Annotated in this window: 21 protein-coding genes, 3 tRNA genes, 1 other RNA gene and 1 pseudogene; 13 read left to right on the top strand and 13 right to left on the bottom strand. The window is 38.3% G+C overall.

Annotated features, from left to right (window positions below):
• Position 1 precedes the first annotated feature (1 nt).
• Entirely contained in the window at positions 2-1,780 is a 1,779-nt protein-coding gene (locus HUN22_RS06585; protein WP_174727281.1) for a DUF2157 domain-containing protein, read from the top strand.
• Complete coding sequence (locus HUN22_RS06580) at positions 1,777-2,337, top strand: GDYXXLXY domain-containing protein (RefSeq protein ID WP_174727278.1); 561 nt, start codon at positions 1,777-1,779, stop codon at positions 2,335-2,337. Before HUN22_RS06585 ends, HUN22_RS06580 begins: the two co-directional genes overlap by 4 nt.
• A gap of 45 nt (positions 2,338-2,382) precedes the next feature.
• Here the strand turns inward: HUN22_RS06580 and panD are convergent, their stop codons facing one another.
• From panD to HUN22_RS06540, 8 genes are all read right to left on the bottom strand, one after another.
• Entirely contained in the window at positions 2,383-2,763 is a 381-nt protein-coding gene (gene panD, locus HUN22_RS06575) for an aspartate 1-decarboxylase (protein ID WP_002120296.1), read from the bottom strand.
• A gap of 131 nt (positions 2,764-2,894) precedes the next feature.
• Positions 2,895-3,476 carry an aminoacyl-tRNA hydrolase gene (gene pth / locus HUN22_RS06570; protein WP_016142034.1) on the bottom strand — a complete coding sequence of 194 codons (582 nt, stop codon included), beginning with the start codon at positions 3,474-3,476 and terminating at the stop codon, positions 2,895-2,897.
• A gap of 20 nt (positions 3,477-3,496) precedes the next feature.
• Positions 3,497-3,793: a 50S ribosomal protein L25 gene (gene rplY, locus HUN22_RS06565; protein WP_002120443.1), complete on the bottom strand. Its 297-nt coding sequence runs from the start codon at positions 3,791-3,793 to the stop codon at positions 3,497-3,499.
• Between the two features lie 96 nt (positions 3,794-3,889).
• The gene (locus tag HUN22_RS06560; protein ID WP_002120445.1) at positions 3,890-4,840 is read right to left on the bottom strand and encodes a ribose-phosphate pyrophosphokinase; all 951 of its coding nucleotides are present in this window, start codon (positions 4,838-4,840) and stop codon (positions 3,890-3,892) included.
• A 36-nt stretch (positions 4,841-4,876) separates the two neighbouring features.
• Positions 4,877-4,951 (bottom strand) — tRNA-Gln (locus tag HUN22_RS06555).
• Entirely contained in the window at positions 4,950-5,783 is an 834-nt protein-coding gene (gene ispE, locus HUN22_RS06550; RefSeq protein WP_174727275.1) for a 4-(cytidine 5'-diphospho)-2-C-methyl-D-erythritol kinase, read from the bottom strand. Before ispE ends, HUN22_RS06555 begins: the two co-directional genes overlap by 2 nt.
• A gap of 18 nt (positions 5,784-5,801) precedes the next feature.
• Entirely contained in the window at positions 5,802-6,380 is a 579-nt protein-coding gene (gene lolB, locus HUN22_RS06545) for a lipoprotein insertase outer membrane protein LolB (RefSeq protein ID WP_174727272.1), read from the bottom strand.
• A 4-nt stretch (positions 6,381-6,384) separates the two neighbouring features.
• The gene (locus HUN22_RS06540; protein ID WP_174727284.1) at positions 6,385-8,094 is read right to left on the bottom strand and encodes a tetratricopeptide repeat protein; all 1,710 of its coding nucleotides are present in this window, start codon (positions 8,092-8,094) and stop codon (positions 6,385-6,387) included.
• Positions 8,095-8,182: 88 nt separating this feature from the next.
• On the opposite strand from HUN22_RS06540, the gene hemA reads away from it, so the two are divergent.
• Positions 8,183-9,466: a glutamyl-tRNA reductase gene (hemA, locus tag HUN22_RS06535; RefSeq protein WP_174727269.1), complete on the top strand. Its 1,284-nt coding sequence runs from the start codon at positions 8,183-8,185 to the stop codon at positions 9,464-9,466.
• On the opposite strand, the gene HUN22_RS06530 is transcribed toward hemA, so the two are convergent.
• A complete protein-coding gene (locus tag HUN22_RS06530; protein WP_174727266.1) occupies positions 9,463-11,331 on the bottom strand; it encodes a DNA primase in 1,869 nt (622 codons plus the stop codon). The genes hemA and HUN22_RS06530 overlap by 4 nt on opposite strands.
• Positions 11,332-11,488: 157 nt before the next feature.
• A complete protein-coding gene (locus HUN22_RS06525) occupies positions 11,489-12,652 on the bottom strand; it encodes an outer membrane protein assembly factor BamD (protein ID WP_174727263.1) in 1,164 nt (387 codons plus the stop codon).
• Positions 12,653-12,723: 71 nt separating this feature from the next.
• Here HUN22_RS06525 and rluD point away from each other — a divergent pair, with 71 nt between their 5' ends.
• The 4 genes from rluD to HUN22_RS06505 all read left to right on the top strand — a co-directional run bounded on the left by rluD (position 12,724) and on the right by HUN22_RS06505 (position 16,690).
• Positions 12,724-13,776, top strand: coding sequence for a 23S rRNA pseudouridine(1911/1915/1917) synthase RluD (gene rluD / locus HUN22_RS06520; protein ID WP_016144505.1), 1,053 nt, complete (start codon positions 12,724-12,726; stop codon positions 13,774-13,776).
• Between the two features lie 10 nt (positions 13,777-13,786).
• Entirely contained in the window at positions 13,787-14,524 is a 738-nt protein-coding gene (gene pgeF / locus HUN22_RS06515; protein WP_174727261.1) for a peptidoglycan editing factor PgeF, read from the top strand.
• Between the two features lie 189 nt (positions 14,525-14,713).
• Complete coding sequence (locus HUN22_RS06510; RefSeq protein ID WP_174727258.1) at positions 14,714-15,265, top strand: flavodoxin family protein; 552 nt, start codon at positions 14,714-14,716, stop codon at positions 15,263-15,265.
• A 153-nt stretch (positions 15,266-15,418) separates the two neighbouring features.
• A complete protein-coding gene (locus tag HUN22_RS06505; RefSeq protein WP_174727255.1) occupies positions 15,419-16,690 on the top strand; it encodes a hypothetical protein in 1,272 nt (423 codons plus the stop codon).
• A 51-nt stretch (positions 16,691-16,741) separates the two neighbouring features.
• Here HUN22_RS06505 and smpB read toward each other — a convergent pair whose 3' ends face one another.
• Positions 16,742-17,218, bottom strand: a complete 477-nt coding sequence (gene smpB, locus HUN22_RS06500; RefSeq protein WP_174727252.1) for an SsrA-binding protein SmpB — start codon at positions 17,216-17,218, stop codon at positions 16,742-16,744.
• Positions 17,219-17,352: 134 nt separating this feature from the next.
• On the opposite strand from smpB, the gene coaD reads away from it, so the two are divergent.
• The 6 genes and pseudogenes from coaD (at position 17,353) to HUN22_RS06470 (ending at position 19,458) form a co-directional block, all read left to right on the top strand.
• Positions 17,353-17,844, top strand: coding sequence for a pantetheine-phosphate adenylyltransferase (gene coaD / locus HUN22_RS06495; RefSeq protein ID WP_005070938.1), 492 nt, complete (start codon positions 17,353-17,355; stop codon positions 17,842-17,844).
• A gap of 1 nt (position 17,845) precedes the next feature.
• Complete coding sequence (locus tag HUN22_RS06490) at positions 17,846-18,109, top strand: YfhL family 4Fe-4S dicluster ferredoxin (RefSeq protein ID WP_016144509.1); 264 nt, start codon at positions 17,846-17,848, stop codon at positions 18,107-18,109.
• Positions 18,110-18,136: 27 nt separating this feature from the next.
• An RNA gene (gene rnpB / locus HUN22_RS06485) (RNase P RNA component class A) lies at positions 18,137-18,492 on the top strand.
• A 64-nt stretch (positions 18,493-18,556) separates the two neighbouring features.
• Positions 18,557-18,633: transfer RNA gene (locus tag HUN22_RS06480), tRNA-Met, on the top strand.
• Between the two features lie 86 nt (positions 18,634-18,719).
• Positions 18,720-19,253: pseudogene (gene cntB, locus HUN22_RS06475) on the top strand (carnitine monooxygenase, reductase subunit CntB); the annotation flags it as partial.
• A 128-nt stretch (positions 19,254-19,381) separates the two neighbouring features.
• Positions 19,382-19,458, top strand: a tRNA-Met gene (locus HUN22_RS06470).
• A 43-nt stretch (positions 19,459-19,501) separates the two neighbouring features.
• Here the strand turns inward: HUN22_RS06470 and HUN22_RS06465 are convergent.
• Together HUN22_RS06465 and HUN22_RS06460 are read right to left on the bottom strand one after the other, a co-directional pair.
• Entirely contained in the window at positions 19,502-20,530 is a 1,029-nt protein-coding gene (locus tag HUN22_RS06465) for a hypothetical protein (RefSeq protein ID WP_174727249.1), read from the bottom strand.
• Positions 20,523-22,148: an NAD+ synthase gene (locus HUN22_RS06460; protein WP_174727246.1), complete on the bottom strand. Its 1,626-nt coding sequence runs from the start codon at positions 22,146-22,148 to the stop codon at positions 20,523-20,525. Before HUN22_RS06460 ends, HUN22_RS06465 begins: the two co-directional genes overlap by 8 nt.
• Positions 22,149-22,240 lie beyond the last annotated feature (92 nt).

Here is a 22,240-nt window from a genome sequence, read left to right as displayed (position 1 = left end):
GATAAGAGACTATTATCCTCTGACCAATAGCTCATTTATTCAGCATCTCCATATTTTCAGTTATGTATTTATGGCGGTAAGTATACTTTATTTAATTGCTGCTAACTGGTTGATGCTGCCAGACAGTATTCAACTCGCTATCCCGCCCGCTATATTACTTGTCACAGCTTGGTTTAGCATAAAAGATACTTTAAGCGATGGGGTTAGGCAGACCTTACATAGCGTTTGTGGCTTGATGATAGGTCTAAGTTTGGCGGTAATTGGGCAGATTTATCAAACTGGTGCAGACAGTTATTTGCTTTTTTTAATTTGGACATTGCTTTTACTACCGTGGTTATATCGCCCTAATATTGGAATCTTTGCTTTAATTTGTATTACTAGCCAACTTACACTTTTTTTATTTTTTAAGCAGACTTTTTGGTTAGAAAAATTTCCTTATTTATACCTAATCGCTCTAAATTTATTAAGCCTTATTGAGTTTTGGGTATGTATAAAGAAATATCGTGCTTTAAGGTTTGTCTTTATCGCTTGGTTTGCAGTTATTTCAATCATTGGAATGATTCAATATTTATCGAATGAGAATATTCCTTACCTGATCTCTGCTTTCTTTTCAGGAATAATCACTTTTTATTATTTCTTCAAAAAAGATGATCAGCTATGTGCCAGTTTGATGGCTGCTATTTTAGGCGTGACCGCAACTATATGGCTTGTAGATGGGATTAATAACTTATTTAAAGACTCTAATGAGTTCATTTTTTTATTGATTGCGGGCATTATTTTTATTTGGTTTGCGCTGATTAGCTATCTTTTAATAAAAATTTTTCGTCAAAGCCGCTTTTATATCATTCCGTTGGCAATTGGTGCTTGGCTTGCTGGTTTAGCGCTTGCAGCTTTTACGCTGGTGTTTTGGGAGACTATTTCTTTAGTCATTGGAGTTGTTTTTGTTGGATTGGCTTTTATTCTTTTAAAGAAATCACAAAGCTATTTCTTTCGACAATTTGCCTATTGTTTATTTATCAGTGGGCAGACTGCTTTCTTATTTCACCTTGGTTCGGAAACAGATCAAATTCTATGGGTTTTAATTGCACAGATTTTTATTCTATGTATTAGTTATTTTCTTAAACCGCACTGGTTCTTTGTTTTAATTCAAATGCTTGCTACGTATGGCATAGCTTTTATCTATTTGCTACAACTGGACCATTCATTATGGTCAATACATTCTACTCAAACCTATTTAAATTTAATTTTGCTCAATTATTTTGTTTTTAGTTTGGTGCTCTTACCTAAGAGAGAATCACTAGCTCTATATGAGCGTAGTATTTTTTTATGTGTGCTGGTCGTCATTCTGGTAGCTTCTTTTTTCGATACTTTTATGGGACTCGTTCCAGAGAATTCGATAGATCAACATAGGTGGGTTCTATATTTTCTGCCTAGTGTTTGGTTACTTTGCTTTAGTGTTTTTCATTTATATAGACAACTTCAGAGAATCACATTTTTCACTTTTTTAATTTTTGGTGTGTTGCTTATTGCATTGGGATATTTCGAAATTTTCATATTGTTCATTATTTTAACGTGGGCATTAAAAAGTAAAGATCGGATTGTTTATGGAGTTAGCTTAGCTGTATTCGTTTTAGTGTTCTGGCAGCTCTATTACAACCTACAAATAACTTTTCTTGCTAAAAGTTTATCTATTTTTATTTCTGGTGTTTTTCTATTGGCTCTGTCGTGGTTGCTTGGCCGTGAAAATAAAAATGGTCTTATTGAGGGAGAGAAAGAATGAAGAAGTATTTTTCTCTTATTCTTGCATTAGCCACACTATTATTTTTTGCGGGATTAGTGGCGAAAAACGAATGGCATCTGCACCATAGTAAAAGTATTTTCATTGAGCTTAAACCAGTTGATCCTCGTTCAATCTTACAAGGTGACTATATGGCACTGGCATATGAATTACATTTACAATCTCTTAAAGCTCTTTTAGGAAGTGAGAGTGAGGCTGTAGATCAGGTGATTTTTAATCATTCTTCCATCCCAGCAAAAGTTATTTTGGATTCACAAAATCGCGTAGTTCGTACCGTTTTAGATATCAATAATTCATTTGCTGGGCAGAGGTTAATTTTAAAAAATCCTGAAAATCGTTTGGGGGCTTTATATCCTGCATCTCGCAGTTTCTTCTTTGCAGAAGGCTTGGCTCAATGTTATGAAAAAGCCAAATATGCTGAATTTAAGGTAAATCCTAAAGGAGAAGCAATTCTGTTTGATTTGCGAGGAGAGGGGCTTCAACCATTGAATTGCAAACAGCAAAAGAACTGGTGGGAAGGAACTATTAAGGATTTATAAAATGATAAAAGCCCGTTAATACGGGCTTTTCTTTTTTAATCTTTATTAAGCAACTTGTACAGGAATACAATTCGCTGTGTGGTTGACTGTATTATTTGGATTTGCATAGACCAAACGTGGTTTATGAATATTGGCTTCAGCTTCAGTAAAATCACCAAATGTAGCAATAATCACTAAATCGCCAACGTCTGCTTGATGTGCAGCACCGCCGTTTACTGAAATAATTCCAGAGTTGTCTTCACCACGAATCGCATAAGTCGTGAAGCGTTTGCCATTGGTTACATTCCAAACATGAATTTCTTCATATTCACGAATACCAGCTAAGTCCATCAATACGCCATCAATTGCACAAGAACCTTCATAGTGAAGTTCAGCATGGGTTACAACTGCACGGTGAATTTTGCATTTTAATAAACGAGATAGCATGGCTAGCGTCTCCTGAGTAGATCTAAGATGTAGATCTTATGATGAAATCTTTAGCTTTTGCGGTTGGCAAAGTGGCTGATGCGCATTTTGCTCCTAAAAAAGCAAGATAGCAAGCATGATTGTTCAACAATTTAAGTGGGTTTATATGCATTAATTTGATTCATGGCCTGTGGAACTTGTCCTTGAACAAGTAGTTTCACTTTAGAAAGGGCATGATCAATTGCTGCATCCATCAGACTTTGTTCACTACTTGGTGCTTTTCCAAGTACGTGACCTGAAACTCTCTCTTTGGAGCCAGGATGTCCGATCCCAATTCGTAAACGGTGAAAATTTGGACCAATATGAGGAACAATGTCACGTAAACCGTTATGCCCACCATGTCCACCGCCTGTTTTAAGACGAATTACACCAGGGTTCATATCAAGTTCATCATGAGCAATCAAAATTGCTTCGGGAGCAATTTGATAAAATTTTGCAAATGGAACTACACTTTGTCCAGAACGGTTCATAAATGTAGTGGGTAGAAGTAGACGGACATCGTGTCCTTCTATGTTACCACGTCCACTGATTCCGTGAAATTTCGGATCATTTTTTAATGTAATGCCATATTTATCAGCAAGCTGTTCTATGAACCAAAAACCTGCATTATGGCGGGTCTGGGCATATTCTGAACCAGGATTGCCCAAACCAACAATTAGCGAAATATTTGACACTAATCTACGCCTTTAAACACTTATGCGCGTTTGAAGTCAGCGTGCATTGGAGTGTTTTTAGATGGGTGACGTTGTAACGCTTGGATTTTAACGTTTTCAACTTTGTCGCCCACTTTGATTTCTACAACTTCTTCAAAGAAAGCATTGCTTTCTAAAGCTTTTACAAGCTCACGAAGTTCTAAAGTAACAGTTACAGGCTCAGCGTTGCCACCATAAATGATAGCTGGAATTAAAGCTTCGCGACGAAGGCGGCGGCTCGCACCTTTCCCTTGTTTGTCTTCAGCACGCGCTTGAGCGTTTAATACGAAGTTTGCCATGAGTAAATCCTCATTAAAGTTTAAAAGACTAAACTTGCGACCAGTTTAGTGATAGAAAACCCCAGCCAAGGCTAGGGTTTATAAAAAGCTGCAATATTATAAACTATCGAACATTGCACTGATAGACTCTTCGTTATTAATACGACGAATCGTTTCAGCGACCATGCTAGCAACAGAAACCTGACGGATCTTGCCTAAGGTTAATGCTTCTTCAGAAAGAGGAATGGTATCAGTCACAACCAGTTCATCAATAACTGAATTACGTAAGTTTTCAATAGCCTTACCTGATAGTACAGGGTGAGTTGCATACGCAACTACACGACGTGCACCAAATTGCTTAAGCGCATCAGCTGCTTTACACAATGTACCAGCAGTATCAACCATATCGTCTACGATAACGCAATCACGATCTTTTACGTCACCAATTAAGTGCATAACTTGCGACTCATTGGCTTTTTGACGACGTTTATCAATAATTGCTAAATCAATGTCACCCATCTGTTTGGCAACAGCACGAGCACGTACTACACCACCAACGTCAGGAGAAACCACCATAAGGTTGTCATGTTGTTGTTGACGTAAGTCAGCAAGCAAAGCAGGAGTACCGTAGATGTTGTCGACTGGAATATCGAAGAAACCTTGAATTTGGTCAGCATGTAAGTCGATCATCACGACACGGTCAATACCAACAGTGGTAAGCATGTCTGCGACAACTTTAGCTGTAATCGGCACACGTGCAGAACGTGGACGACGGTCTTGGCGAGCATAACCAAAATAAGGGATAACAGCGGTAATACGACCAGCACTTGCACGACGCAAAGCATCTGCCATAACCAAGATTTCCATAAGGTTATCATTGGTAGGGGCACAAGTAGGCTGAACGATAAATACGTCTTTACCACGAACATTTTCAGTAATTTCTACTGAAATTTCTCCATCAGAAAAGTGACCGACTGATGCAGCACCTAGAGGGATATGTAAGTGACTTACGACTTTTTGAGCGAACTGTGGATGAGCATTTCCACTAAAAACGACAAGATTGGGCATGAAGCACCCTTGGCGGTTGGTATGTAATGAAATAGATGGCAGGGGCGGCTGGATTCGAACCAACGGATGCCGAGATCAAAACCCGGTGCCTTACCACTTGGCGACGCCCCTAACGTGTAACCTTAAAATGATTAAGAGGAGATTCTTTTAAACTATTTACCAAGTAAGATTTACATGGCGAATGCTTAAGAATTTCATCAATATTCATTTCATTCGTTACTTCAGTAAAAACACAAGCACCTGTACCTGTAAGCTTTGCTTGACCAAACTGATCTAAATATTGCATTGCTTCTTCTACTTCAGGGTATAACTGCCGAGCCAGTGGCTCAAAGTTATTTCCAAAATTAGAAGGCTCTAACTGATAGGCGCAAAATTTAGTGGTCTTAGAGTCTCTTGTCAATGTTTTTTGTGAAAAAAGCAATTGAGTGCTGATAAAACAATCAGGTTTTAAAATAATGAACTGTTTTTGATCTAAGTCTATGAATGATAAATGTTCGCCGATGCCTTCAGCCCATGCATTTTTACCATAAATAAAAATAGGAACATCGGCACCGAGCTTTACACCGTGGTCCGCAAGTTGTTCTTGGTCTAAGCCACATTCCCATAATTGATTTAACACGATAAGCGTTGTGGCGGCATTAGATGAACCACCGCCTAGACCTGCACCCATGGGAATGTTTTTTTCAATTTTGATGTCTAAACCACAAAACTTTTTTGCATGTGGTTTTAATATTTGAGCTGCCCGATAAATCAAATTTTCTTCAGGTCGAACTTCACTCAACCCATCAATTTCGATTTCTTCATTTGAAGCAGGCGTAAATGTCATCCAGTCATATAAATCAATAAGTTGGAAAATGGTTTGTAGCTCATGATAACCATTTTCGCGTCGGCCTGTAATATGTAAAAACAGGTTGAGCTTAGCAGGGGAAGGAACTCGAATCATAGATTTATATAATTAGACTTAGCGGTTTTGGATGACCATTGTAATACGGTTTTCTTTATCTTCAGCAAGAGCTTGCTTTAAAACCAGTTTGTTTGGCAAAGTTTGTTCACCCTCGTAACTGAAATTCACGGTCCAGCCATCTTCAACCAGTTGGCTCACTCGATTTGCAGCGTCTTTCGTAATTTGCGCATTTAGTCTTGCTGGCTTTGCTAAAATCCAGCTGGTTAAGTGCGTAATCGGTGCTTGCCAACCAGTTGCACGTTCTAAAAGTTCTTCTGGAGAGGCAGCTGTAATCAATCCTGTTTTAGAACTATTTAAAGTTACTTCACCAGGTTTACCCTGAATTTGAGTTTTTCCAACGCCTAAAATACCGCTTAACTCGATATCAAAATTATCTTGCTGTTGAAGCCAAGTAAAAAAAGCACTACCTGTTTGCTGTGGCGTGCGAACCCCGATTTTACCTTGTAAATTAAAGTGTTTTTCATCTTGAACTTGCTGGGTAACCGCAGGTTTTGGTTGAGTAAAATGCTGACAACCGGTTAGAAATAATACACTTGATCCACAGATCGCTGTGCACAGTTGGGCAAACTTGCTCATATATTTAACTCTTTTTTGCAGATGTAGGTAAAATTAATGCATCAAGCTGTTGCAATTGTGGATCATTGGCATGTTTTTGTTTCAGTTGTTGTAACACAGCGCTAAATTGAGTAAGTGATCCTTGCATATACAAAGCTTTAGCATAACGAATACCAATATTTATATTATGACTAAGTTCATATGCTTTGCCTAAGGCTTCAGCTGCAGCTTCATAATCATTCTGTAAAAATGCAATATAGCCAAGCGTATCAAGAATTGAGGCCTGTTCCGGTGCATATTCTAAAGCTTGCTCTGCATATTGACGTGCTTCTTTTAACCTACGATTTTGCAGGGCTAGTGTATAAGCATATGCATTTAGATATGTTGGGCTGTTGGGCTCAAGCTGTAATAATTGTTTTAATGTTTTGTCGAGTTTGTCGCGGTCTGTATAGGGATCAAGTAACAAAACTTCCGCATAAATTAGTTCTGGGTCATCTGGTAAATTCTTGATCGCTTCATCTAATAAATTTAATGCAGCTTTTTTATTGCCCATTTTCTTTAAGATTTCAGCTTGAGCTTGATATAAGAAACTTGCATGTTGGGGATAATTTACTCTTTCTTGGGTGAGAAACCGTAAAGCATCTTGTAAATTTTCTTGTTTATCATATATTGCGATCAGGTTTCGTCTCGATACCACATATAAACTGCCATCAACTAAACGATAGTAGGCTTTTGCAGTTTCATAATGCTGTTTACGTTCTGCATTAATGGCTAAGTAGTAATATGCTTCATTTTGGTATTTAGCCGAGTTACGTAAGTCAACAAGATATTGTTCTGCTTTGTCATATTGTTTTAAATCAATACTCGTTAAGCCTGCAATAAATAAAGCTTCTTCAGCTTGAGGGTTGGTTTCTATAATTTTTTCAAGTTTTTCTAACGCAAGCTGAGGTTGGTTAATTTGTATGAGATAGCGGATTTCAGCTAAACGAATATCTAAATTTTTCTTATTTTTACGACTCGATTTCGCATACCATTTAAGCGCACCTTCTTGATCGCTGAGAGCGATGAGTAAGTTTGCTTTCATTAAAATAAAGCTTGTCACTTTAGGACGTCGGCGTAATGCCTTGTTAATGTTGGTTAACGCAGTTTGTAATTGACCATTCTGTGCTTCTAAATTGGCAATGAGTGCTAAAATAGAAGGATTGTCTTTTTCTGCGCTAGAACGTAAAGCTTTTAATAGTACTTCTCGATCTTGCGCATTTTCTGGAGCAATGCTGGCTAAAATTTGTTCTAAGTCAGCAGTGGGATCTATCTTTAAAATTTTATCTAATGTCTCAGCAGCAAGCTGATATTCGTGCGTTTTTAAAGCAATATGTGACAAATAGAATAAAGCAGGTACATCTTTAGGTTCTTGAGCGACCCAATGTGTAGCAATGTTTAACGCAGCCTGTAAATCATTATATTCAAGTGCAACGTCTAAAGCCCGCTGTTTAATTGATGTGGAGTTGCTTTTAATTGCGAGTACAGTGTAATTGTGCAAAGCGTTTGGAATATCGTCATAAGCTAGAGCAAATTCTGCAACCATTGTTTGCTCTAATGCCTGATCAAATGAATGCACTGTATAGGTCTCTTGCACAGGACGTGCATAGACATATGAGGACATGCTACCTAACAATAAGAATGTGGTAGAATACTGTCTTATCGAAGCACCGTTAAAATTAATACGGCTATTCATTTGACGCAATTTTTATTGATCCAAAGTAATGCTTTTTATGACACCGATGTTGCACAATAGCATAAATTTAGCGAAATGATGATCTGATATGTCTTTCTTTGCATTGGGTGTCAACCATCAAACAGCTTCTGTAGAACTCCGCGAACAAATTGCTTTCAATGCAGAGCGATTAAGTCGTTTGCTTGCCGAACAACGCCATCACCAAAACCTAAAGGATTTGGTGGTCGTCTCGACGTGTAACCGTACAGAAGTTTATGCCATGGCAGACAATGCCGAAAGTCTTCTAAAATGGTTAGCCGATGCCAATAATATTGATGTCAAGCAGTTAATTCATCATGTTTATCGTTACGAGAACACGCAAGCAATTACACATTTAATGCGAGTAGCGAGTGGTTTAGACTCACTTATGCTAGGTGAGCCACAAATTCTAGGGCAAGTCAAAAGTGCTTTAGCATTATCTAAAGAAGCTCAAACGGTCTCTCCTGAATTAAACAGTGTCTTTGAATATGCTTTTTATGCAGCTAAACGTGTACGTTCCGAAACTGCAGTAGGTAGTCATGCTGTTTCGATGGGTTATGCGGTTGCACAATTGGCCTTACAGGTTTTCAGTAAGCCCGAAACGCTTACTGTAATGGTGGTTGCTGCGGGTGAAATGAATAGCTTGGTGGCTAAACATTTGGCTGAAATGGGTGTTGCGAAGATTATTATTTGTAATCGTAGCCGTGAGCGTGCTGACCAGCTGGCTCAGGAGATTGCACATCAGGTTGAAGTTGAAATTATTGAGTTTTCAGCCTTAGCAGAGAATTTATGTCGTGCTGATGTTGTGTCGAGTTGTACCGGTAGTTTATACCAAGTTATTGGTTATTCTGATGTTAAGGTTGCCTTAAAAAAACGTCGCTATCAACAAATGTTAATGGTTGATTTAGCCGTGCCACGTGATATAGATCCTAAAGTTGAAGCACTTGATGGGGTCTATTTATATGGTGTCGATGATTTACAAAGTGTGATTGATGAGAACCTTGCCCAACGTCGCCAGGCGGCTGTTGAAGCAGAGGTAATGGTTAATCAATTAGCGACTCAGCTTATTACGCATCAAAAGGTTAAAGAGGCTGGTAGCACAATCCATGCGTACCGCCAGCATAGTGAAGAAATTAGTCAACAAGAGCTTACACATGCATTAGAAGCTTTGCATCACGGTGAAAATGCCGAGCAGGTATTACAGCAATTTGCCCATCGTTTGACGCAAAAACTTATACATCCTACCTCTATACTGCTACGTGAAGCTGCTAAAGCAGAAAATCCTGATTATTTTGAATGGTTACAACAGCACTTACAGAATGTGTTTGAGCATGAGCGTAAGCCGAAACACTAAGACAACAGTTTTAAGCTAATTTGTTTGGTGAGCTCATTGAGTTGTTGTCTTAAATTTCTTGATTCAATTAAAGAAATCGGGGATTTCAGTTTCTGACGTAAATATCTTTCTTGCAGACTTAATGAATATTCTTTGGCTAACTTGTCAGCTACCTCTGGAGCCTGTGTTAATGCCTGAATATTTGTTCTTTGCATAATATCGGCGATTTCATGACAGTAAGAACTACAAGCACCAAGCACATAATAAGTTGCCAACTCTTGGTCATCTGGTAAATCATCAAAAATACGATTCAAAATTGCCAGTACTTTAGCCAATAATTCATCTTGATGAATATAAGCTCGTAATCCTTCAAAATGAATATAAAGAAAAGGATGATGCATCAAAATTGCAATCGCAAAGTCTTCATCTTTTGTATGAATATTAAATGACAGCGAAGCATCGTGACTGATTTGTGGGGTAAAACGTTTACCAAGTCCGAGTTTCTCACGGAAAGATTGAGTAAGTAAGTAACGGAAAGAACCTTGTTTAGGCAATAATTCGGTGAGTTCTCTGAGTTCTCCCATGACTAAACTTTTGCCTTCAGGTGTACTGATATCATGTTGACCTGTTAAGTGCGCAAACACAAAATCTGACAAAAGAGGGGCCTGTTGTAATAATTTCTGGAAATTTTGGAGTCCTTCTCGACGGATGAGAGAGTCGGGGTCGTGATCATTTGGTAGAACAAAAAATTTGAGTTCACGACCATCATTAAGAAGGGGTAAAGCAATTTCTAAAGTTCTGCGTGCTGCTTTTTGACCTGCTGCATCACCGTCAAAAGCAATCGTAATACGACTATTTTGTTTAAATAAAATATTAAGGTGTTCAGTATTACTTGCTGTTCCTAAGGTTGCCACAGCTCCAGTAATGCCATATTGCTGAAGTGCAATGACATCCATATAGCCTTCAACCATTAACCAATCACTAGATTTAAGTTTTCTACCTTCATAAAGTCCGTAAAGTAGCTGATTTTTATGAAAGACTTCTGAGTCCGGCGAGTTAATATATTTGGGTTTTATTTCATCATTTAAAGCACGCCCACCAAAGCCAACCACTCGGCCTTTCCGGTCGCGAATTGGGAAAATGACACGGTCACGTAACAAATCAAAATCACGCCCATTATCACTTGAGCGGATAAGTCCGAGTTGTTTTAAGCCGTCAATGTCATAAGGAAAAGCTTTTTCTAAGTGTTGCCAGTCTTCTGGAGCATAGCCTAAGCGCCAAAATTGAATAGTCTGATTAGTTAACCCACGCTGTTTAAAATAATTTTTTGCCTTTTGACTATGAGGTAATTGTTGCTCATAGAATTGAGCAATATTTTCCAGTAAGTCATATAAATTACCTTCTTGAACGGGTTCATCAAAACCAAAAGGCTGTTCGAACTGAGCAAAAGGGTCGTCAAAAAATACTGGTTCAAGCGTGTTGTAGCTTTCATCTGATGGTTGCTGCGGAGTTACAGGCTCGGTTGTAGTTGTGTTAGCAACTGGTGGCTTTGTAACCTGACGGGTATAAGATAGTTTTTTATTTTCAGTATTATCTTTGGGTAATTCAACTCCAGTACTACTAGATAAATCCTTCATGACATCTATAAAGTTTCGGTTATCAATATCCATAAGAAAACGGATCGCATTCCCATTAGCCTGACAACCAAAGCAGTGATAATACTGCTTATCACGGTAGACATGAAACGATGGCGTTTTTTCTTGATGAAATGGGCAACAGCCGGAATATGTACGTCCGGTTTTTTTCAATTTCACACGCTGACCAATCAGATCGACAATATCTGTGCGATCTAGAATTTGATCAATCGTATGTTGTGGAATTGCCATAATTCAGATAACCGTATTAAAACTTGATGAGACAGTAAGTCAGAATATTCTGACATGATGAATCGAGATATGCCCAATAAATATTTTAATATTTTATGAAAACAAACAGGCAAGTGATATCACTTGCCTGTTTGTTGATGTTTTTTAAAGCTTAAACTTATTGAGCAGCGTTATCCGCGCCTTGTGTTGCCTCATCTGATTGAACATCAGTTGAAGCTTCAGTAGAGGTTACAGCTGGTGCAACAGTTGTATTTTCTGCTGCTTGTGGTTCAGGTTTGTCTAATAACCCGAAGCTTAAACGGTTTGTCCAGCTACGTTCTGACTTAGGCGCTTCAACAGGTGTTTGTTCTGGTGCTTCAGTTTCTTCTTTATCTGAATTACCAATTAAACCAAAGCTCACACGATTGAGGAAACCACGTTTTGGAGCTTCTGCTTCAGTTGTGCTTTCTGGTGTTACTGCGGTCGATTCACGACCGAAAATACCCAAAGTTGCACGGTTAACCCAGTTACCTTCTTTACGGGCAGCACGCATGTTAACTGTGCCGTCTTTTTTCACAAGGCTTGGGTAATTAAGCTTTAAAACTTCAATATATTGTTGTGAAGTGGCTTTATCACCTAATTTGTCATAGCTATAAGCCAAAGTTGCCAACGCTTCTGGGACTTGAGGCGTTTGTGGATAGTGTTCAATCACCCATTGTGAACGTTCAGCCGCTGCGATCCAAGCTTTACGTTTAACGTTGAAGCGAGCAGCCGTCATTTCATTTTCAGCAAGTTCTTGCCCAATGAATTTCATACGCTGAGCAGCATCAACAGAATATTGACTACTTGGGAAACGGCGAATTAAATCAACAAAGTTTTGGTACGCAACTTTTAAATAACTCACATCACGGTGAGATTGCTGCAGAGATGTATAGCGCAACAAACTGTCGTAGTTTTGCTCCATATTGGCAACAGCACGAACATAGTAAGCATAATCCACATTTGGATGCTGAGGATTTAAACGAATAAAACGTTCTGCTAAGGCAATCGCGCCTTCATAATCTTTTTGTTTAAATTTCGAATATAGAAGTTCAAGTTGTGCTTGTTGTGCGTATTGTCCAGTCGGATAATAAGTATCGATTGCTTCTAAAGACTTGGTCGCATCAAGATATTGACCACGGTCAAGCGATTTTTGGGCCTTTTCGAAGTAAGCTTGTTCACTAGATTGAGGGCCAGTATCGACCACTTCTTTTTTACTTGGATTGCTGCTACAGCCCACAAATGCAGACGCTACGCCTAAAGATAAGGCAAGCATCGTAATTTTATAACGTGGTAGCGACATAAAAACTCCTCTGTTATGTTGGGCAATGAGCTACAATTGCGCTATTAAACCACTTTTATCTCAATGATCAAATGACTTCAGCACAATCTTCAAACACAAACTTATCTGAAACCGACTTCAATTTACTTGAAGATTCTGAGGATGCAGATAACCATACTTCTGATACAACTGCAACACGTTTATCGTTGCAAGTTCAGCTAGATGAAACCTATCTGGGACAACGTATCGATCAGGTAGCGGCCTTGGTATGGAGCGAGTTTTCACGTGAAAAGCTCAAGCAATGGTTGAAAGATGGCCATCTGTTGGTGAATGGTAACATTGTCAAGCCTAAGCACCGTTGTGAAGGAACTGAGCTGCTTACGCTCGAAGTAGAGCTTGAAGCTCAGACAACGAGTCAACCTGAAAATATTCCACTCAATGTTGTCTATGAAGATGATGATATTTTAGTTATTAATAAACCAGTAGGCATGGTGGTACATCCAGGAGCAGGTAATAGTTCCGGAACTTTGGTAAATGCCTTACTTTATCATTTCCCAAAATTGGCAGAACTTTCGCGTGCTGGTTTGGTACACCGTATTGATAAAGATACTAGTGGCTTACTTGTTGTTGCTAAAACATTAGAGGCTCAATTTTCTTTAAGTAAACAGTTGGCGAATAAAACGGTTTACCGTGTATATGACTTGGTTGTTTATGGAAATATTATTGCTGGCGGTACGATTGATGAACCGATCAAACGTCATCCAGTTGACCGTGTGAAAATGGCAATTCTACCGGGCGGACGAGATGCAGTAACTCACTACAATGTAAAAGAACGTTTTAAAGATTTTACCCGTGTGCAAGCTCGTCTTGAAACTGGTCGAACACATCAGATTCGTGTGCATTTTAGTTATATTGGTTATGGCTTAATTGGTGATCAGGTTTATATGAATCGTGTGCGTGTACCGGCTGGTGCATCTGAATTACTGATTGAAACTTTACGTGGTTTTAAACGTCAAGCATTGCACGCAGCTAAATTAGGCTTAAAACACCCTCGTACTGGTGAAGAAATGCTGTTTGAAGCGCCGTGGCCTGAAGACTTTACACATTTAGTGAATGTGTTGCGTTCAGAAAACGCTGCATATTAAGGACGTGCATATGGAATTTGTTCAAGGTTTACCTCAAGGTGTATTTGTAGGGCAGACACGTATTCAGCATCCTTTGGCATTGCCAACAGATCAGGTGGAGTTATCTGGATTTAATTTGGCTTTACATGTCAAAGATGAGGCACAACGTGTTCAACAGCATCGAATGATATTGTTAGATGAGTTTGCGAAATTCGGTGTTAAAAGAATGACATGGATGACTCAAACGCACAGTACGATTTGCCATACTGTAAATGAACAAATTCCTTTTAAAGCCTTAATTGGCGATGGTTTGGTCACTCAAACTAAAGGCCATGCTTTAATGATGATGACGGCTGATTGCTTACCTGTCGTGTTGGGAAATACCGAAGGCAGTGAAGTTGCTAATTTGCATGCGGGTTGGCGTGGTTTAGCTGGTGGTATTATTGAAAATACGGTTACGACTATGCAAAATCCTCCAACTTGGGCGTGGTTAGGAGCTGCAATCAGTCAACCTTGTTTTGAAATTGGGGCTGAAGTAAAAACTGTTTTTTGTGACAAGTATCCAGAGTTGGAAACAGCTTTTGTTGAGGGGGCGGGTCCCAATAAATTTCATGCAGATTTATATGCGATTGCACGATTTATTTTGCAACGTTTAGGTGTGCAACAAGTCTTAGGTGGAGATCAATGCTCTTATCAACAGAGTAATGAATATTTTTCTTATCGTCGTGATGCGAAGACAGGACGTATGGCTACGTTTGTTTTTATGTAAGTTTTGATCATCGCCTTAAATGACTCTCTTATTTTATATTTATTAAAAATAGGAGAGTTTTTTATTTAATTTAAAAATATTTCTATAGTGTGCGGTAGTGAAAGGCTTGTATTTCATATTTATAGATGAAGGTTTAGCAAGCACTAATAAAATGATAAAATAGAAAAAATCGCTCAAAATTTTAATCTTATGTCTTTGCCTGAAAAACATCTCTCTATTGTTTACCACAGTCCATATGGTCATACCGCGAAGGTAGCTGCTGCTATTGCTGCTGGTGCAGAGGTGATGGGGGTAAAAGTACATCTAATGAATATTGAACATATTGATTGGGATGCGCTTGATACATCGCATGGTATTATTTTTGGCTCGCCTACCTATATGGGAAGTATGACGGCCGACTTTAAAAAGTTTATGGACAGTACTTCTAAACGTTGGAAAGAGCGTTTGTGGCAAGGCAAGCTTGCAGCTGGATTTGCAAATTCGGGTGGGCTGAGTGGCGATAAACTAGCTGTATTACAACAATTAAATATTTTTGCAATGCAACATGGCATGCTTTGGTCTGGTTTACCTTTAATGACGACAGGTCATGGTGAAAAAGATTTAAACCGATTATCGAGTTGTTTAGGTTTAATGACGCAGTCAGATAATGCCCCTGTTGAAATTACTCCTCCACAAGGTGATTTAGATACTGCAAAATGGTTTGGCGAATATATTGCTGGATTGCTTTATAGAATAAGTTAAAATAAGTTTTTGATTGAAAATAAATAAATTTAATAGTTTTATTTTAATTACAAAATAGTTGTATTTTTTTTATTCTTTTTTGATTATTTTTTACCAAATGGTTTATTTGGACAATGATGTCTAAATCCTAATAAATAAAAAAATGGAATAATCATGAAAAACTTTTTAACAGCTCTTTGTATAACATGGAGTACTCTGAGCTATGCTAATTTAGAATCTGCTAATCTTATTCCACTCAGTGACACAGAACTCTCCAAAGTTGAAGCGCAAGCTTTATTTTCATTTACCTATACTGATCCAAAACAAGCTGACGCTTCAATGAGTCAGCAAAATATTGGTTTTTATAAATTAGGTTTGGAAGCTAATCTTGAATTAAATGCCAATGTTAAGAAGTTGCAATTAGGATGTGGAGGGGTAAACGGTTTAGGTGGGTGTGATATTGATATTGATAACTTAAGTTTAAGTGGCTTAAGTGATACCAGTGATGGGCGAGCTTCTTCTTCTGCTGTTTTTAGTAATCCATTTATTGAATTTGCAATTAAAAATCCAGACAGCGCGGCCTTAAGAGAAATTAAAGGTTTTCGTTTAAGTGCTGAAAAGGTTATGGGACTGCTGACTATGGGGCTTGAAAATTCAGAAACACCAAATGGAATTAATAGCTTAAGTGGTTATATGAAAATTAAAGATACCACTGGTTTAGCTTATACCGCTGCCCGTAATATGTCTTATCAAGATACAGGCAAGACCATTGATGGAACTGTTAATGCTTGTATCGGACTTTGTATCCCTTTAGGATTTAACTCGTCTGATTATAATTTGCAATTACAACAGACCACGGCACCTATTGTGATCAATGGTCAAGTTATATCTGGTTCACGAATGAACAATGTCATGTTGAACGGGGTAGCAAATATTGATCAACTTAACTTCTCAGGAGATTTGAAAGCTTCCATTAATGCTGCACTAGGTTTATTAAATTTACAAAAGAATGTGACGGGTAGCATTACTGGGTTAAGAGCGGCGCTTACAGTTGATCAAAACTTAGGATTTATTCATAAAATTGAATTAAATAATCCTTTCTCACTTTCCTTGCAAGGCCAGCAAATATTTTGGCCAGGTGCAGATGCTGCAGCAGAGCGTGGGTGGTGGATGGCTTTTGACGATGAAATTGATATTGGTAACGTGACGCCAAGTAAGCAAATTGAGATCACTAATGATGTTTTAAAACAGGTGGTAGATCCAATTAGTGCTTATTTAACTGCAAACCCAGTGAGATGTAATCTATTAAATTGTTTATTTGGCGAAGACTTAGCAGTTGGTGAGGTTAAATTACCTAATACGATTGTAAATTTTCCATTGAAAGATTTACAACTTAAAAATCAATCTTTTGCACCAAATTGTTATGGCAATTTAAAATTTTGCTAAATTCAAAATGACATAAAAAAACCTTTAAAGTTAACTTTAAAGGTTTTTTTATTACTTATGAAATATACGAGCTTTATCACGCTGCCAATCGCGATCTTTTTCAGTCGCACGTTTATCGTGAAGCTGTTTACCTTTCACAAGGGCAATTTCAAGTTTAACCAAGTGACCTTTCCAGTAACATGCCAAAGGAACACATGAATAACCTTTTTGATTAACTGAACCTGTTAGTTTTTCTAGTTCTCGGCGTGATAATAATAATTTACGTGTACGTGTAGCTTCAGGTACTACATGAGTAGATGCAGAAAGGAGCGGTTGAATTTGTGCACCAAATAAAAACGCTTCACCATTCTTAAAAATGACATAACTTTCTGTCAAACTCATGCGACCAGCACGTAAAGACTTTACTTCCCAGCCGAGTAAAGACATACCAGCTTCAAATTTTTCTTCGATAAAATAATCATGGCGGGCACGTTTGTTTTGTGCGATGGTTCCGCCATTTTGTTTCTTTACTACTGTTGCTTTCGCCATAATTCAAACTTCCACAATTATGCCTATTGTGCCGTAAACTGATGCTAAGGTGAAGTTTTTCCTGCACATCAATATTTCGCCTCGTGTATAACATTTGCTAAAATAGGTTCACAATACAATTAGAGTACTAGCGGATGTCTAAAACGCGTGTAATTTATCCTGGAACATTTGACCCCATCACGAATGGACACGTTGATTTAGTTACTAGAGCATCAAGAATGTTTGATGAGGTTGTAGTAGCAATTGCAATTGGACATCATAAAAACCCTTTGTTCAGTTTAGAAGAGAGAGTTGAACTGGCCCAAACCTCATTAAGCCATTTATCAAATGTGGAATTTGTTGGTTTTGATGGTTTGCTTGTTAATTTTTTCAAAGAGCAAAAGGCAACAGCAGTACTTCGTGGTTTAAGAGCAGTTTCTGATTTTGAATATGAATTTCAACTTGCCAATATGAACCGTCAACTTGACCCACATTTTGAAGCAGTGTTTTTAACACCATCTGAACAGTATTCTTTTATTTCTTCGACATTGATTCGAGAAATTGCCCGTTTAAAAGGGGATGTAACCAAGTTTGTTCCGCAAGCTGTGGTTGAGGCCTTTGAACGTAAACATCAACAAGGTTGGTAACGTGTCGCTATATATTACCGATGAATGCATAAACTGTGATGTTTGTGAACCAGTTTGCCCAAACGAAGCTATTTTCATGGGTGAGGTGATTTACGAAATTCATCCTGATTTATGCACTGAATGCGTTGGTCATCATGACCAACCGCAATGTCAGTTATTTTGTCCTGTAGACTGTATTCCTAAAGATCCGCAGCATGTGGAAACGGAAGAGCAGCTATTCGACAAATATAAAAAATTAATTGCTCAAAAAAGCACAAGCAATTAGTAAATAAATTTGTTAATATGCGCCCCTGAGGTGAGCTGGATGGTCGCTGCTGTGGAGGTCTTCGTGACTGAAGCAGGGGAGGAAAGTCCGGGCTTCATAGGGCAGGGTGCCAGGTAACGCCTGGGCGGTGAAAGCCGACGGAAAGTGCAGCAGAGAGTAGACCGCCTCATTCGTGAGGTAAGGGTGAAAGGGTGCGGTAAGAGCGCACCGCGTGTCTGGTAACAGTTCACGGCATGGTAAACCCCACCAGAAGCAAGACCAAATAGGAATCCTGAGGTACGGCCCGTACTGGATTCGGGTAGGTCGCTTGAGCGTATGAGTGATTGTACGCCTAGAGGAATGATCATCCTCGACAGAACCCGGCTTATAGGCTCACTTCACCTAATTTATTTTAAAATTTTTCTTGACGTGCGTTAAAGAAGTTAAGATAATGCGCGCACAGTTTTCGGCTATGTAGCTCAGTTGGTTAGAGCACCGCACTCATAATGCGGGGGTCACAAGTTCAAGTCTCGTCATAGCCACCATTTTATAGACCACGCTCCTGCGTGGTCTTTTTTTATGTTCATTTTTTGATTAAATGCAGTTTGTAAAGACGGGCTTTATAGTTATAGCTTTGTTAGATGGGCTAAAGCAGAAACATGCCGAGCATGTATTTAGTTATGTTGACTCAGAGGGCTGTACATTGAATTTGGATGAATTGATTTCATCGCAACCTAAAGGCACACATGTCTATGTATGTGGGCCGAAACCCATGATTGATGCGGTAATTGACTGTTGTAATAAGCATCGTTATCGCGACGAGTACATTCATTGGGAACAATTTGCATCAACAGTTCCTGAAGATGGTGAAGCATTTACGGTAGTACTCGCTAAGTCTAATCAAGAAATTGAAGTACAAAGTAATCAGACGATTTTACAAGCCATCGAAACATTAAATATTGATGTGGAATGCTTATGTCGCGAAGGCGTATGCGGTACATGTGAAACTGCTATTTTAGAAGGTGAGGCAGATCACTTGGATCACTACTTAAGTGATGCAGAAAAGGCTTCACAAAAGAGCATGATGATTTGTGTATCGAGAGCTAAAGGTAAAAAAACTAGTATTCGATCTTTAATATATTTGTTTGGCCGATCAATTGCTTAAAGCAAAAAATTGCTAAAAAAAGAACAAATAATGACGATCTGAATCTTATTTGTTCAATTGATGGGCATTAAGGGTTTTTACCTATTGACCTGCTATACAGAACTATAGATAATGCGCACACAGTTTACGGCTATGTAGCTCAGTTGGTTAGAGCACCGCACTCATAATGCGGGGGTCACAAGTTCAAGTCTCGTCATAGCCACCATTTTAAAAACCACGCTCCTGCGTGGTTTCTTTTTATCTATTTTTTACTTATTAAAATGTTTTTCAATCATATCAAGTGTTTTTGAGCTTTGATAAAAAGGAGCTAAAAGCGCTTGAAGTAATGGTTCTAAAATACCGTGCTCATTAAAGGCATCCATAACTTTCGGATAAAAACGTAAAGCTTCAGTTTGTAAATCGCTTTCGGTTAAACCAATCTCACTTAATACTTCAAATAAACTCTGATCTTTATAAAAGTCATAAAAAACTTCTACGCCATACAAAATCAGATCTTGCATAAATTCTGATTGGCGTAATTCTTTCCAATATTCATAAATTAAAACAAAGAACTCTTCTACATCGAGAGGAGTGAGCTGTTTCATAAACTCATACATTTTTTTATGCCTAATATCTTCCCATACATGACGTACTAGACTTTCTATATCGTCAGCCGATAAAAGACTTAGTTCTGTGAGTTGTTCATGAATAAAACTGGCAATCCACGTTTCAAGCTTATGTTCAATACGTTGCTGCTGTAAAAAAGAGAATTTTTTGAGTTTATGTTGCCATTCAAAATGGTAGTCATTTACTGTCGAGACAGTTAAAAATTTTGGTAATTTTTGTTCTAGAGTTGAGGTCGCAATATATTGGCAAAGCTGTTGAACAGAAGGGCTAGTTCTTAAAAACTCATTCAGATATTGAGGAATATGCTCCATTTCCAAAAACTTGGAAAGCCACATTTCAAACTGGTGATCAGAGACCAAGTCTTGTAGCTGAATTGGAGATTTCATAGCAGATAAATAAATACGCTGTGCAATTTCCCCAATGAACTCAAGTAAGCCAGCACCAAGCTGCATTTCGAAAGCATAACGTTTCACAACGGCTTGTAATTGTTCTAAATCTACAACTTCATGAAGCTTGATTTCGTCAGCATGTTGCATAAATAACTGAATGAACTGCTGGAAATAAATAGGTGAGTTTTCTATAGATAATTGTTTTTTGAAAAATTCCACCTGCTCAAGCAAAAGTGCTTGAGCAAGTGCTGTAGTTTTTGATGAGTTTTTCTGCTCAGTCATTCGCTGTCCAACCGTTGACAATCGGATAACGTCGTTCACGACTAAATGCACGAGAGGTAATTCTCGGGCCAATCGCACCTTGACGACGTTTGTATTCATTACGATCAACTAAACGGATGACTTTTTCAACAACTTCTTTATCAAAACCTTTGGCAATAATATCGGCCTGACCTAAATCTTCTTCAATGTATGCGTAAAGGATGGCATCCAATACATCATATGCTGGTAAAGAGTCTTGGTCTTTTTGATCTGGGCGAAGTTCTGCTGAAGGTGGGCGGGTAATCACACGCTCAGGAATAACTGGAGTTTCACTTAAGCTATTACGGTATTTTGCTAATTCAAACACGATAGTTTTATAAACATCTTTTAGAACCGCAAAGCCACCAACCATATCGCCATAAAGCGTACAGTAGCCAACTGAAAGTTCAGATTTATTTCCTGTAGCAAGGACTAAATTACCGAACTTGTTTGATAAGCCCATAAGCAATGTGCCACGAGCACGCGCTTGTAAATTTTCTTCAGTTGCGTCAGCTGGTGAATTACCAAAGAAGGGATATAAGGTTTGCATAAAGCTATTTACGATTGAGTGAATTTCAGCAATACCGAAAGTTACACCCATACGGCGAGCTTGTTCTGCCGCGTCTTCTACACTAATTTGAGAAGTATAAGTGTAAGGCATCATTACAGCTTGGACTCTTTCAGCACCAATTGCATCAACAGCAATTGCAAGGGTGAGGGCAGAGTCGATACCGCCAGAAAGACCCAAAATCACACCAGGGAAGCCTGAACGCTCTACATAGTCACGAGTTGCCATGACTAAACCTTGATAGATCTCTGCAAATGTTTCTAATGCAGGCGCAGACTCAGTGACTTTATATAGCTTTGTATCGTGGTCAAATTCAGCAATATAAATATCTTCTTTAAAGCTCGGTGCTTGTAAAGCAATTTCACCATTTTGATTGCTGACAAAACTTGTGCCATCAAAAATCAAATCGTCTTGTCCGCCAACTTGGTTAACATAAACAATGTTTAAATGAAGTTGTTTTGCAAGTTCACTCAAGGTTTGTGTGCGGTGTTGAGGCTTGCCGACTTCATATGGTGATGAATTAAGTACAAGAGCTGTATCAACATTCAATTGGCTTAACTGTTTGACTGTATTAATTGACCAGATATCTTCACAGATTAATACACCAAATTTATGCCCAAGATATTCAAACACCAAATGCTGATGGCCTTTTTGGAAATAACGTTTTTCATCAAAGACGCCATAGTTTGGTAAATTATGTTTATTAAAAACACCCAAAACTTGACCGTCTTTCATGACAGCAGCAGAATTATAACGTTGACCATCTTCTGTCTGGTTTACAAATCCGAAAACCATAACAATGTCTTTAACTTCGGCAAGTTGTGCAAAAGCCTTTTGCATACGTTTATTTAAATTTGGACGTAACAATAGATCTTCAGCTGGATAACCAATAACAGAAAGCTCGGGAAAAATAATCAGGTCAGCATCTTGTTTTTTCGCCTGATTTACTTGCTCAATCATCTTTTGGGTGTTTGAGTCAATATTGCCAATATGCGGAGAAAACTGAGCAAGGGCAACTTTAAAACTTTTCATTCAAACCTAATCCTAGATCATAACGAATATAGATACACACAGTGTTGATTTTTATGGATATAATTTTTCAACGATGTGTATGATACGATAGT

It is taken from the genome of Acinetobacter lactucae (assembly GCF_013344765.1).
In the GTDB taxonomy this organism is placed as follows: domain Bacteria; phylum Pseudomonadota; class Gammaproteobacteria; order Pseudomonadales; family Moraxellaceae; genus Acinetobacter; species Acinetobacter lactucae_A.
Note: the sequence above shows the minus strand (reverse complement) of the source record. Positions and strands in the feature narration are given on the sequence as shown.